A 13,653-nucleotide genomic window follows, 5' to 3' on the forward strand; every position below is an offset into this window, starting at 1 on the left:
AAAAAAGCAATATAAATTAAAAAGACCTAATAAAAGTATCACCTTCCGATTATACAACACCATTATACTCCACTTTTATATATATTTCACCACTTAATTCATCCATATATCAGGTTTTTCTCAATTCTAAAGAACTACAACTTCATCATCTCCCCAAATGTCCCTACATTCACAAACATGTATTGTGTTGTTTTCAGCATTTGCACCATCAAAATGGCACCTGTACCTTCACCCATAGCCATTTGGGCTTGAATTGGCACGTCCTGATTTTTAATTCCCACTTCATTAAGGGCTATTTCCATACCTGTTTCTCGAGAATGGTGCGATGGTATAGCAAAATGTTTCACATTATCATCCATGTGTACCGCACAGGCAGCAGCCACAGCAGAGATAAACCCATCAATAACGAACGGAACTCGTTTCGTTGCACATTCAATCATGGCACCAGTCATAGCGGCAATATCAAATCCACCTACACAGGCGATGATATGGGGTACAGTATCAAGGTTTCCTTTATGGAAATCGAGAGCTGATTGTACAAAATCTAGTTTTCGCTTCATCAAATCTGGTTTATTAGGCCATGATCCAGGGCCTACGGTATCTTCTACAGGTCTTCCAGTCAAAGCGGACAAAACTGCTGCCGATGTGGTGGTGTTACCCAACCCCATTTCACCAAAAGAAATTACATTAACCCCTTGTTCTACGTGATATGCGACGCGTTCGCGACCAGCCGTAAAGGCACTCTCAAATTCATCTGCCGTCATGGCCTGATGATTTAAAATATTCTTTGTACCTTTCGCCACCTTACAATTCACACCAATACCATCATCACTGGCAACACCCACATCTACTACTTCGTAAGGAATATGATTAAATTCACAAAAATGTGTAGCCGCCGTATGACCTAGCACCATGTTGCGGGACTGCTTTTGGGTTACTTCGTAATTGTAGCCCACATATCCTTCCATATTGCAACCATTATCAGCGGCAAAAATAATATGCTGAGGACGTATAGTATCATCGATGCGCCCCCAAGCGCGACAAATTTTCCTAAAATACATTTCCCACAATCCAAGCCCACCAGGAATCAGACATTTCGCTTGAATGAATGTATTTAATTCTTGGTCCAAATCGTGGACGGTTTGACTATCGTTCATAATAACTCTTTCTATGTAACACAATTCATCGACAATTATTTCAGATATGGTGCTTTCGTCACCTCACTATTTTTTTGCCAATGAAACGCAATCTGTATCTATATCTAAATTTCCTGTTTTTCCTTGTGAAAGTATACCATAAAACGCAAGAAAGACCCAATCAAAAGATTGGGTCTTTCTGCAATATTAAACAACTATTCTATCCTTATAATCAACAGTTTGTAGTAACCACTATAAGCATACTACATCTAGTATTCTATGCTCCTTGGAATGATGGACTTTCACCATCATTATCGCCAAGCGTACCTTCTAAATCATGATCAACCATAGCACATACAGAGGCATCAGACCATACATTTTCAGCAGTTTCAATCATATCAATGATAGTATAGATCGGTAAGATAATACCAAGCAAACCGATAGGTGCACCGATAGAACTCATCAAAGACAATGTCAAGAAGTAACAACCCATTGGAACACCTGCATTACCGACAGCAGCGAGAACAGCAATGAACAACCACGCAATCATGGTTCCCATAGTCAATTCGATGCCCGCATTTTGCATGACAAATAAGGACGTAACGAGAATGAAAGCGGCACAACCGTTCATGTTAATAGTAGTACAGATTGGTAATACGAAACGAGCCACTGCAGGATGGGCTTTCAAATTAGATTCAGCAGACGCCAATGTAACAGGCAGTGTAGCAGCAGAGGATTTTGTAAACAAAGCTACAGCTACAGCAGGAGACATTTTACGAAATACATCTAATGGATTTAAACCACGGAATAATAAGAACAATGGGATAATAATAAAGAATTGAATCAAATTACCGCCGATGACAACAGCTGTATATTTACCGAGGGCACCGACGATAACGCCTGCTTCGATTTGTGCGGACAATTGTGCAGCAAAGGCGAGGATACCGATTGGCAATACATACAATAACGCTTTGATTAAAGTAAACAACAACTCTTGTAAACCGAAGAGAACTTTTAACACCGCTTCACGGCCTTCTGTTTTAGGCATGAATGCAAAAGCAAGACCTACAGAAGCAGAGATAAACATAACGGACAATACATTACCTTGCAAGTATGGTTGCAATATATTGTTTGGAATGACCGACAAGAAATGATCGTAATACGTTACGGTACCTAGTTTTTCAGGTACAGCTGCTGCGCCAGCACCGATAATATCTAGTGGTAAATTATTTGGTGCAATGTAGAGATACAAACCTAACCCCACCGCTGCAGCACAAATAGTAGTTAGCAATGTATATACCAATGCATGTCCAAAAATTCGTCCCGTATCTTTCTTAGCTCCTAAAGCAGATAAAGTGGTAATAACCGCTAAAGATACTGTTGGAATAGCAATAAATTGGAATAAACGAGTAAACACTGCAGCAATAAAATTAAATAATTCATTCAATGCTGGTATGTTTTGCCAACCTAAAATAGCACCGATAATAAGAGCGCCCATCCACAAAATAAATTGACGCAATTTACCTTGACCACGGCTTTGGAGCGTTATCTCCTCTGCCAATTTGTCAACGTTTCTGTTGTTTTCCGACATAATAACACCTCATAACTCTAAATTCGAGACCCTACACATAAACAAAACCCCAGCCCTAAGGGGCTGGGATTTGTTTATGCTCTATTCAGAACATATCCTAGTCTCTTTTTTCTAAAACCTATTATATGAATATGTTTTAGAAATGTCAAATATATTTTCACTTTCAAATGTATAACACTAATTTTTCATGACTACAGAGTCATAAAATCAAAACATCTTTCTATATAATCTTTCTACGTCATCACGACTCACGTCTGCCACTGTATTAGCTAAATTTCCTGCAGCCACGACGTATACATTATCAACTAGCCAAGGAATATCTCCTTTTGTAAGCCCTAATTCTGTAAGATTTGTTATCATGTCAAGTTCACTAACGATAGTATGTAATGCTTCGCCCAATTCTGAACCATCACCATAGTTAAAAATTCTCGCTAACGCACCAAATTTAATAGGATTAGCGCTCCATGTAAAATCCACAACGACCGGTTCAATAACGGCAAGTCCCACACCATGAGTAATATCTTTCAACCCACTAACTGGATGTTCTAAGCCATGTCCCAAAGTAACCCCCGCAGTGTTGATGACCATGCCACCAATAGTACTAGCTAATGTGATGGATTCCCACGCAGTTTTTACTTGTTCATCAGTTAAAGTCGGGCTTTCACCAGAATTCACAGATTTCACATGTTTATAGAGAGGCACGAGATATTGTGCCAATAATTGGACACCATAATAGGACAAAGCATCTGTGAAAGGTTGCGCCATTTTCGATGTATATGCTTCAATATTATGGCATAATGCATCAAATCCAACAGCCGCTAACACAGAAGAAGGCATAGTAGTCATTACACTAGGATCTACAATGCTCACTTTGGGTACGATAGCATTGCAACGCAGAGATTTCTTATCTCCGGTGTTAGGATTCGTAAGCACGCCAAAACCATTACCTTCGGATCCAGTGCCACATGTAGTAGGAATAACGATGAGAGGCAATGCATTATCGCTAAAGGAGCGTCCAAAAATATAATCATTAATATCACCATCATTGACTGCCATAAACGCAATGCCTTTAGCGCAATCCATAATGCTCCCCCCACCAATGGCAAGGACCGCATCACAACCATTTTGTTTAGCTATATCTGCACCTTTAAGAGCCGTCGTAGTCAATGGATTTGCATCTACTTCATCAAATAGTACATGACCAATCTGAGCCGCATGTAATTTCTCTACAACGCGGTCATAAAGGCCTGATTTCTTGGCACTCCTTCGCCCTGTTACAATCAATACCCTTTTACCATAAGGTTTCACAAACTCTGCTACATCATTTACCTTGTGCCAGCCGAATTCGATATGGACTGGTAAAAAATATGAAAATTGCATAGTTAAACCTCCTTAATAAATAATTGTCACATACTTGTACTACTAGTATATACATATTTCCCCACTAATGAAACATTATATTTTATGTCTAAGAAAAAGCTCGTATTAACCACGATAAGACTCATAGATTTTTTTCAATGTCAAGTCTTGAATATATCGACTTTTTTCAGTATAATCATTACATAGTGTATGAGGCAAATAAGAAAACTACAATATATTGTAGTTTTCTTATTTTCTGTTTATATATAGTTTAGAAATAATTTGATATTAATAAGGGAATAGAAATGGAAATTATGATAAAAAAACGGGATGGTCATGTAGAGCCATTATCCGTCGAAAAAACGAAGCGTATGATTGCATTCGCCTGCTTAGGTTTAGATTCTTGTGATCCATTAGAATTGGAAATGGATGCAAAATTGCAATTCGTAGATGGTATGACCACCAAAGAAATTCAAAAAACATTGGTACAAACGGCTATCGAAAAAGTAATTTCCAAAAAAGATGATGGTTTTGGCAATCAAGTAAACAAAATGAATCAAGATTGGCAATTCGTAGCGGCTCGACTTTTCTTATTTGACCTATATAAAGAAGCGGCTATCACACGCCGTTACAAAGCATTTGGATATGGCAATTTCCCTAATCTCGTAAAAATGCTAGTAGCAGAAAAAAAATACGCTGATTTCTTCATTACGGAATATACACATGAAGAATTAGAAGAGTTAGGCGATTACATAAAACCTAAACGAGACTATCTCTTTAACTATGAAGGTCTAAAATTATTAGCCGACCGTTATCTTGTAAAAGGTTTCAATAAAGAAATTTATGAATTACCACAAGAACGTTTCATGGCTATCGCTATGCACTTGGCCCTCGTAGAAGGAGACAACAAAGTGGCATATGCTAAACAATTCTACGACTTGATGAGTCAATTGAAAATGACTACTGCTACGCCTACATTAGCAAATGCTGGTACCCCATTCCACCAACTATCCTCTTGTTTTATTTCTGGCGTAGACGATAACTTGTGGTCTATTTACGACGTAAATAGCAAATTTTCTCGCGTATCTAAACACGGTGGTGCGCTAGGCATCTATCTAGGCAAAGTGCGCGCCTTAAATTCCGACATTCGCGGTTTTAAAAATTCTTCTGGTGGCGTTATTCCATGGATTCGCTTGTACAATGACACTGCCGTTGCGGTTGACCAATTGGGCAAGCGCAAAGGTGGCGCTACAGTAACCCTCGACATTTGGCACAAAGATTTTTACGAATTCGTGGAATTGCGCACCAACAATGGTGATGATCGTCGCAAAGCACATGATATTTTCCCTGCCATTTCCGTGCCGAATATTTTTATGGAACGCCTCATAGCTCGTGAAACCTTTACACTTTTCGACCCTCATGAAGTCCTTACAGTGAAAGGTTACGCCTTAGAAGATTATTTCGACACTGATAAAAGCAAGGAATTTACGAAACGTTATATCGAATGTGAACAAGACCCTAATTTGCACGGTATCGAAGTACCAGCCCTAGATATGATGAAAAAAATCATGCGCAGTGCCGTAGAAACAGGTACACCATTCATCTTTTTCCGCGATACAGTAAATGCAGCAAATCCTAATAAGCACGCAGGCATGATTTACGCATCCAATCTTTGTCACGAAATTGCGCAGAATGTTGGTTTCACCAATTTAGACGAAGAAATCATTAACGAAGATGGTTCTATTACAACAACTACAAAAACAGGTGACATGGTTACATGCAACCTAAACTCCATAAGCCTTGGTCGTATTACCGATGAAGAATTAGAAGCAAACATTGCCCTTCAAATCCGTATGTTAGACAATGTTATTTCTATCAATCAAGCCCCTGTACCAGAATCTCGCATGACCTCAGATAAATATCGTGCTATCGGCCTTGGTACATCTGGTTATCATCACTATTTAGTAAATCACAATATCCAATGGGAGTCTGAAGAACATTTAGAAGTGGCAGACCGCTTATTTGAAGATATCGCTTACTATGCTATCAAAGCGTCCATGGAATTAGCCAAAGAAAAAGGTGCTTATCCTGCTTTTAAAGGTTCCGAATGGGAAAGTGGAGAGTATTTCATACGCCGTGGTTACACATCAGATCGTTGGAAACAATTAGCTACAGACGTAGCAAAATACGGTATCCGCAATGGTTACCTCATGGCTATTGCCCCTACTGGTTCCACATCTAATATTGCGAATACAACGGCGGGTATTGACCCTATTTTTAAAAAATTCTTTATTGAAGAGAAAAAAGGTTCTTTCACACCAAAAACAGCACCAGATTTGAACAATGACACATTCTGGCTCTACAAAGAAGCGCATACGATTAATCAACAATGGTCTATTAAGGCTTGTGGCATCCGCCAGCGCCATATTGACCAAGCCCAATCTTTCAATTTGTACATTACGCCACAAATGAAAGCGAAGGAAATCCTAGACCTCTACGTTGAAGCATACAAACAAGGAATAAAAACGATTTACTATATCCGCAATCAATCCCTCGAAATGGATGAATGTACTAGCTGCTCCTCGTAAGAGCACACAGGCTATACACTTTCATTATCTTTGAAAGTACAATAATAACTACAAAGATATTTCTTAGTATATGTAATATACTAAGGCTTTCACCAATATTATAATTATGATGACGACCTATATACGTATAGGTCGCATCGTTATATAAAGGAGCTCTACTATGGATAAGAAACTCATATTTAACGAAAATGGCGACCGTGGCACACAAGCCATGATTGGCGGCAACACAACAAATTTGCGCGAATGGAATCGCATTAAATACGATTGGGCAAACCAAATGTATCGCACTATGCTCAACAATTTTTGGATTCCTGAAGAAATTTCTTTGAACGAAGACGTAAAGCAATTTCCATATCTAACAGACAATGAACGTCGTGCCTTCGATAAAATCATTTCCTTCTTGAATTTCCTCGATTCCATTCAATCAGAGAATTTACCGAATTTGAGTCGTTACATTACAGCGCCAGAAGTGGCATCCCTATTAAATATTCAAGCCTTCCAAGAAGAAATTCATGCCCAAAGTTATTCCTACATCTTAGACACCGTAACGAATCCGATTACACGAGATAAAATCTATGACGAATGGCGTACGGACAAAACTTTGTTGTCTCGCAATCGTTTCATTGCCGATGCATACCAACGTTTTTCCGACGATCCAAGCGAAGCCAATTTGATTCACACCATCATTGCCAACTACATTCTAGAAGGCATCTATTTCTACTCGGGATTTAGTTTCTTCTATACCTTGGCACGGCAAGGTAAAATGACAGCTACGTCTACTATTTTCAAATATATCAATCGCGACGAAGTAACACACCTCGTATTATTCCAAAACATCATTCGAGAATTGCGCCGTGAACGTCCAGATTTATTTACCCCAGAATTAGAGGCGAAAATTACCGACATGATTCGCCAAGGTGCAGAGAATGAAATTGCATGGGGCCAATACATTACAGATGACAAAATTCTAGGGCTCAACAATTTGCTCATCGAACGTTACATCAAATACTTGGCGAATATCCGTTTAGAAGCCATCGGATTACCTCACCTCTATCCTGAAATCAAAGACAATCCTATGGAATGGATTGAAAGTTTCTCTAATTTAAATAGCACAAAAACTGATTTTTTCGAAGCGAAAGTGACAAACTATACAAAAGCAGCTGCTTTCGATTTTGATGATTTAGTGTAATAACAAAAGATACCCGTCCAAACTCTCAATACCTATGGTCCACTAAGCTCTTTAACTTATGTGGTTGGTACTCGTTTTGGAACAGGTATCTTTTTATGCATATATTAGCGTTTATATTTAGGAATTTCTTGGTTTTGTAATACATTACCTTCTGTATCGATACCAACAATAACGCGGAAACGATCAAAGTATAATTTTTTAATAGACTCCGTGCCAAGATCACCATACGCCATGATTTCAGCAGATTTAATGCGAGATGCATTAATAGCACTAGCACCACCTACACCAAGTAAAGATACAGCACCATATTGTTTGCAAAGATCTGCTACATACGGAGCGCGTACGCCTTTACCAAGCATAGCTGTAGCCCCTAATTTCAACATCATTTCCACATATGGGTCCATACGAACGGCAGTAGTAGGACCATTAGAATTAAAGATTTTTCCTGGAGGCGCTGGGCATGGGCCAGCGTAGTACACGAGTTGATCAGTCCAATCTACAGGGGATTCTTCACCTCGTTCAAGCGCTTCTGCAATTAATTTATGTGCTGCATCACGACAAGTGTATACATAACCAGTTAAGTATAATACATCGCCTACTTTCAACGTTTTGGCGAACTCTTTTGTGATTGGTAATTGAACTTCTATACTCATAGAAACCTCCTATAGCACTGCTGTCGCTTGACGTGCTGCATTACATTGGAAATTGATAGCTACTGGCAAGGCAGTGATGTGAACACCATAGTATTCAACATGGACATCAAGGGCTGTACTGCGGCCACCATAACCGATAGGTCCAATACCAGTATTATTAATAGCAGTTAGCAAATCTTCTTCTAATTTTGCATATCGAGGGTTGGGATTACGTTTGCCAATATCGCGAAGCAATGCTTTTTTAGCCATCCAAGCGCATTGGTCCATCGTGCCCCCTACGCCGACCCCTACGATGTATGGAGGACATGGATTACCACCTGCTTTAGCTACTGTTTCAAGAACGAATTCAATGATTCCTTCTTCGCCAGCACCAGGTAGTAATACGCGGAATGCGCCCATATTTTCACTGCCACCACCTTTTGGCATAACTGTAATTTTAACAGTATCACCAGGTACGATGGATGGATGGAATACAACAGGTGTATTGTCATTTGTATTCAAACGTTCCAATGGATCTGCTACAACAGATTTACGTAAATACCCATTTGTATATCCACGACGAATACCTTCTTCCACTTGGTCATATAAAGGTTTACCTTCCCAGCAAACCTCTTGGCCAATTTCCATAACTACAACGGCCATTCCCGTATCATGGCAACAAGGCATCATATTATCTCGTGCAAACTCGCTATTTTCAATTATAATTTCAAGAGACTCTTTACCAATAGGAGATTCTTCTTTTATTAATGCTTCTTTGAAAGCATCAATGACATTATCACTTAAACAGCAGCACGCTTGAATTGCTAATTTCTCAATAATAGGTACTATTTCATCGGTATTGATAACACGCATAACCATAACCTCTTTCACTTGAATTAACTATACGCTTTACCACTATGCGGGCACACAAGAATCACAGGCAACTTCTCTAATAGATATTGTATACTACTAAAGTATGCTGCTTATGACTATAAGCAACTATACTGAAGTTATTCCCGAACCTTATGGATTCATTATAGAAAACTCTTTACAATGCGTAAAATATAGGATATGCTTTTTGTAATAAATAGTATTTATCGCAACATGTACTAGTATGCCTCTTACTACATTGAAAACATATCGCTAATAGGTCCTATTAGTTATTGATGAAATATGTTATTACTCCATCGAGCATAGGTAATCTATATGAAGCTAAAATATTTAGAATATTTCCTCACCATTGCTAAATTAGGCAATGTGACCCATGCAGCACAACAATTATATCTTTCACAACCAAACCTAACAGTAGCTATCAAACGATTAGAAGAAGAGTTAAATATTACCTTGTTTGAACGCCATCATAAATCGGTTTCCCTTACACCGGAAGGGGAGAAATTCTACAAACAATTGTGTCCAATTATCCACGACTTACAAGCCTTATTACAAGAAACGAAATCGACTAATGCCGATGAATCAACACCTATATCCATCGGCATACCTCCAATGATTGGATCCTTTGTAATGAGACCATTATTAAACTTTTTCAAACAAACGTATCCTATGAAAGAACTGACCATTGTAGAGGACGGGTCCATTGGATTGCAGCAAAAACTTTCACAAGGAGACCTAGATATAGCCATCATCATCGCCAACGAATTGCCAAAAAATCTAGCATCAATTCCCTTACGAAGCGTGGAATACAAAGCGTGCGTCCCAAAATCGCATACCTTGGCAAATCACACTACCATCACCTACGACGAACTGCAATCAGAATCCCTCATCATGATGCAATTAGACTCATTTCATCGCCAACATATCATGAAACATTTAGCCGCATCACATGTAACACCACACATCGCCATGTCATCGAATCACATCGAACGCAATCTGGACATGACAGTCGCTAACAACCACATCTCGTTCCTACTCACACCATCTCCATTTCACCGAGAAGATATCAACCTCATCTCCTTAAAACCGCCTATTGTAGCGACTGTGGCTATTGTATATAAAAACAATAAATCTATGGATACATTGGCTAAACAAATCCTCATGGCAATAGGCTCTAATGAAAATACTTAAAAAATTTTCCGCATCAAGATATGAGGACACCCCTCATCAAGGTACTCCTCTCCTTCTGCTACATAACCAAGTGTTTCATAAAATGGACGTGCCTGTACTTGTGCAGAGAGGGAACAAGATGTAAACCCATCACGACGAATACCATTCTCAGCAGCCAACATGATTTTCGCCCCCAAGCCTTGTCCACGGTATAGTTTACGAACTGCCATACGTCCAATATGTGCATCACCAGACGACTCTCCTGGGAAATAGCGGCACGTACCAACGGCTTTACCATCTATAGACAGCAAGACGAATTTTGCCGTCTCATCTATGGCATCAAACTCATCCTTAAACCCTTGCTCATTCATAAATACGTCTTCACGAATCTGCTTAATCTCATCAATTATATGATCTAAAATTTGGATAACCATACCAGAACTCCTTCAAAAGCGGATTCAAATCCGCCAAACGATAAATATAAAATTAAATGTATGTCCATTATACCAAACCATAAAAACACCAACACAAGAATTTTTACACAACTAGAAAAAAAGTGCTTGCATAAATTTCTCAAATGGGTTTATACTGTACCTATCAAATTTTTAAGAAAGGAGTCCCCATATGAACACGCAAATTAGCACAGCAGCAAAGCAATACTTTTATTGGTTCTTTATCCAACGTACGGGTAAAGAACTATTTGAGCTACGCTAATTTAGGTAATATCTATGGTGGCTTAGAATAGTGAAAGGGCTACCCGTATTAAAATACGGGTAGCCCTTTTTTATTTGCTATCCGTATGGTTGGCCCCGCTATTCGCATTGTGTATCCGAGGAGGACTTATTATGATTATCACTTTAAAACCAAACGCACCGGAATCTAACGTAACAAAATTATGTAAAGAGTTAGAGGAAAAAGGCTTCGTTATCAATCCAAGCCAAGGGGCTCACTACAGACTCTTAGGTCTTATCGGCGATACTGCATCTCTTGATTCCAGACAAATCGAATCTCTCGACTTCGTAGATAAAGTAACTCGTATCCAAGAACCATACAAAAAAGCAAATCGTAAGTTCCATCCCGATGATTCCATTATCAACGTAGGTGGCGCTCTCATTGGTGGCGGCCACTTCGCAGTAATGGCAGGTCCTTGCTCCGTTGAAACACCAGAACAAGTATTAGCTACTGCACGTGCATGTAAAGAAGCAGGCGCTACAATCCTCCGTGGCGGTGCATTCAAACCTCGTACATCCCCTTACTCTTTCCAAGGTATGGGCCCAGAAGGTTTAGAATTATTGGAATTAGCAAAAAAAGAAACAGGCCTTCCTATCGTGTCCGAAGTTATGGATATTTCTCAATTACAATACTTCGACAACGTAGATATGCTCCAAATCGGTGCTCGTAATATGCAAAATTTCACATTATTAAAAGAAGTAGGCAAAATGAATAAACCGATATTATTAAAACGCGGTTTATGCGCTACTTACGAAGAATGGTTAATGGCTGCCGAATACATTATGTCCGAAGGTAACGAACAAATTGTATTATGCGAACGCGGTATCCGCACCTTCGAACCTAAAACACGCAACACGCTAGATGTAACTGCTATCCCTATGATGCATGAATTATCCCACTTGCCAATTATCATGGACCCTAGCCATGCTGCAGGCATGAGCCGCATGGTTCGCCCATTATCCCTTGCTTCCGTTGGTGGTGGAGCGGACGGCCTTATGATTGAGGTTCACAACGATCCATCAAAAGCATTATGCGATGGACCTCAAGCATTACGTCCAGATCAATTCACTAGCCTTATGAAAGAAGTTAATGCATTGCGTACCGCTTTAGTAGAATGCACTAAATAATTGACTTTCATAATACAATATATGCATGTATGTTTAAGCGTGTAAGAATCTGTTTATATCACATCTAGCTAATCGCTAGCATATAGTACAAATAGGCTAGTATCTGATACAATAGGTACTAGCTTATTTTATTAGGAAAGGAATATCCTATGCCCCGCATCCATATCAACGCATCTGAATCGTATGACGTAATCATAGAATCCGACGCCATTCATCGCGTCACCGACTATGTACAGCCATTGAAACCGACCTGTCAGGTCATTATCGTTACTGATACAAATGTGGCAGCTCATTATTTACCTACTGTAAAAGCCCAGTTTGAGTCCGCTGGTTACACGGTCTACGATTATGTATTCCCTGCTGGTGAAAGTTCTAAAAACGCTCATCAACTCATCGATTTAATCGAATATATGGCCTCTCAATCGTTAACGCGTAAAGATTTACTCGTCGCCCTCGGTGGCGGCGTTGTAGGCGATATGGCTGGGTTTGCAGCAGCCACCTATTTACGAGGCATCGACTATGTGCAAATTCCTACATCGTTGCTCGCTGCAGTGGACTCCTCAGTAGGTGGCAAAACAGCAGTCAATTTAGAATCTGGTAAAAATCTATGGGGTGCTTTCAAACAACCCATTCTTGTTCTCTGCGATCCAACTACACTAAATACATTGCCAGATGTAGAATGGATTAATGGATGTGGTGAAATCATAAAATATGGATTCCTCGATGTACCAGGTCTATTGACTCAATTAGAAAACAAACCGCTCATTACCCATCGTGATACTGTTGGCGATGTCATTGCTCGTTGCGTACAAGCAAAAGCGGATATCGTAGAACAAGATGAACGCGAATCCGGTGTTAGAGCCCTACTCAATTTAGGTCACACCTTTGGTCATGGTATCGAAAATGCCAGCCACTTTGAAGTACACCACGGCTACGCCGTAGCTATTGGCATGATGTTAATGGCCCAAGGGGCGGTCAAAAATGATAATCTCGACCCAGTAGTAGTAGATAAATTAAAAGCCCTCTTAGAAGCTCACAATCTACCTACATCTACAAGCATTACAAAAGAAGAGATGCTCATCGCCGCAAAACATGACAAAAAAAGCGAAGGTGCCACTATCAAAATCGTCATCCCTACTAGCTATGGTTCTAGTGCACTGAAAAAGGTAACACACGAACAATTAGCTGAGTATCTAGTATAATTACTATATTTATCTATCATCTTCACTACACATCCT

The 13,653-nt window shown here is 39.5% G+C and carries 11 protein-coding genes; 5 read left to right on the top strand and 6 right to left on the bottom strand.

The window, feature by feature from the left end; translation table 11 throughout:
• Positions 1-134: 134 nt before the first annotated feature.
• The 3 genes from EO120_RS02985 to EO120_RS02995 all read right to left on the bottom strand — a co-directional run bounded on the left by EO120_RS02985 (position 135) and on the right by EO120_RS02995 (position 4,107).
• Positions 135-1,157, bottom strand: a complete 1,023-nt coding sequence (locus tag EO120_RS02985; RefSeq protein WP_127134020.1) for a nicotinate-nucleotide--dimethylbenzimidazole phosphoribosyltransferase — start codon at positions 1,155-1,157, stop codon at positions 135-137.
• Between the two features lie 256 nt (positions 1,158-1,413).
• Complete coding sequence (locus EO120_RS02990; protein WP_127134021.1) at positions 1,414-2,727, bottom strand: dicarboxylate/amino acid:cation symporter; 1,314 nt, start codon at positions 2,725-2,727, stop codon at positions 1,414-1,416.
• 207 nt (positions 2,728-2,934) lie between these two features.
• Positions 2,935-4,107, bottom strand: a complete 1,173-nt coding sequence (locus tag EO120_RS02995) for an iron-containing alcohol dehydrogenase (protein ID WP_127134022.1) — start codon at positions 4,105-4,107, stop codon at positions 2,935-2,937.
• A gap of 284 nt (positions 4,108-4,391) precedes the next feature.
• Between EO120_RS02995 and EO120_RS03000 the strand changes: the two genes are divergently transcribed.
• The gene (locus EO120_RS03000; RefSeq protein ID WP_127134023.1) at positions 4,392-6,674 is read left to right on the top strand and encodes a ribonucleoside-diphosphate reductase subunit alpha; all 2,283 of its coding nucleotides are present in this window, start codon (positions 4,392-4,394) and stop codon (positions 6,672-6,674) included.
• A 160-nt stretch (positions 6,675-6,834) separates the two neighbouring features.
• Positions 6,835-7,863 (top strand): ribonucleotide-diphosphate reductase subunit beta, encoded by a 1,029-nt coding sequence (locus EO120_RS03005; protein WP_127134024.1) that lies wholly within the window; start codon positions 6,835-6,837, stop codon positions 7,861-7,863.
• A gap of 104 nt (positions 7,864-7,967) precedes the next feature.
• On the opposite strand, the gene EO120_RS03010 is transcribed toward EO120_RS03005, so the two are convergent.
• Together EO120_RS03010 and EO120_RS03015 are read right to left on the bottom strand one after the other, a co-directional pair.
• Entirely contained in the window at positions 7,968-8,516 is a 549-nt protein-coding gene (locus tag EO120_RS03010; RefSeq protein ID WP_127134025.1) for a FumA C-terminus/TtdB family hydratase beta subunit, read from the bottom strand.
• A 9-nt stretch (positions 8,517-8,525) separates the two neighbouring features.
• A complete protein-coding gene (locus EO120_RS03015; RefSeq protein WP_127134026.1) occupies positions 8,526-9,368 on the bottom strand; it encodes a fumarate hydratase in 843 nt (280 codons plus the stop codon).
• Positions 9,369-9,701: 333 nt separating this feature from the next.
• On the opposite strand from EO120_RS03015, the gene EO120_RS03020 reads away from it, so the two are divergent.
• Entirely contained in the window at positions 9,702-10,577 is an 876-nt protein-coding gene (locus EO120_RS03020; RefSeq protein ID WP_127134027.1) for a LysR family transcriptional regulator, read from the top strand.
• Here the strand turns inward: EO120_RS03020 and EO120_RS03025 are convergent.
• Positions 10,574-10,990 carry a GNAT family N-acetyltransferase gene (locus EO120_RS03025; RefSeq protein ID WP_127134028.1) on the bottom strand — a complete coding sequence of 139 codons (417 nt, stop codon included), beginning with the start codon at positions 10,988-10,990 and terminating at the stop codon, positions 10,574-10,576. The genes EO120_RS03020 and EO120_RS03025 overlap by 4 nt on opposite strands.
• A gap of 411 nt (positions 10,991-11,401) precedes the next feature.
• Here EO120_RS03025 and aroF point away from each other — a divergent pair, with 411 nt between their 5' ends.
• Together aroF and aroB are read left to right on the top strand one after the other, a co-directional pair.
• The gene (gene aroF, locus EO120_RS03030) at positions 11,402-12,415 is read left to right on the top strand and encodes a 3-deoxy-7-phosphoheptulonate synthase (RefSeq protein WP_127134029.1); all 1,014 of its coding nucleotides are present in this window, start codon (positions 11,402-11,404) and stop codon (positions 12,413-12,415) included.
• A gap of 149 nt (positions 12,416-12,564) precedes the next feature.
• Positions 12,565-13,617, top strand: a complete 1,053-nt coding sequence (gene aroB / locus EO120_RS03035; RefSeq protein WP_127134030.1) for a 3-dehydroquinate synthase — start codon at positions 12,565-12,567, stop codon at positions 13,615-13,617.
• Positions 13,618-13,653: the final 36 nt, after the last annotated feature.

The organism is Veillonella caviae, assembly GCF_003992125.1.
Classification (GTDB): domain Bacteria; phylum Bacillota; class Negativicutes; order Veillonellales; family Veillonellaceae; genus Veillonella; species Veillonella caviae.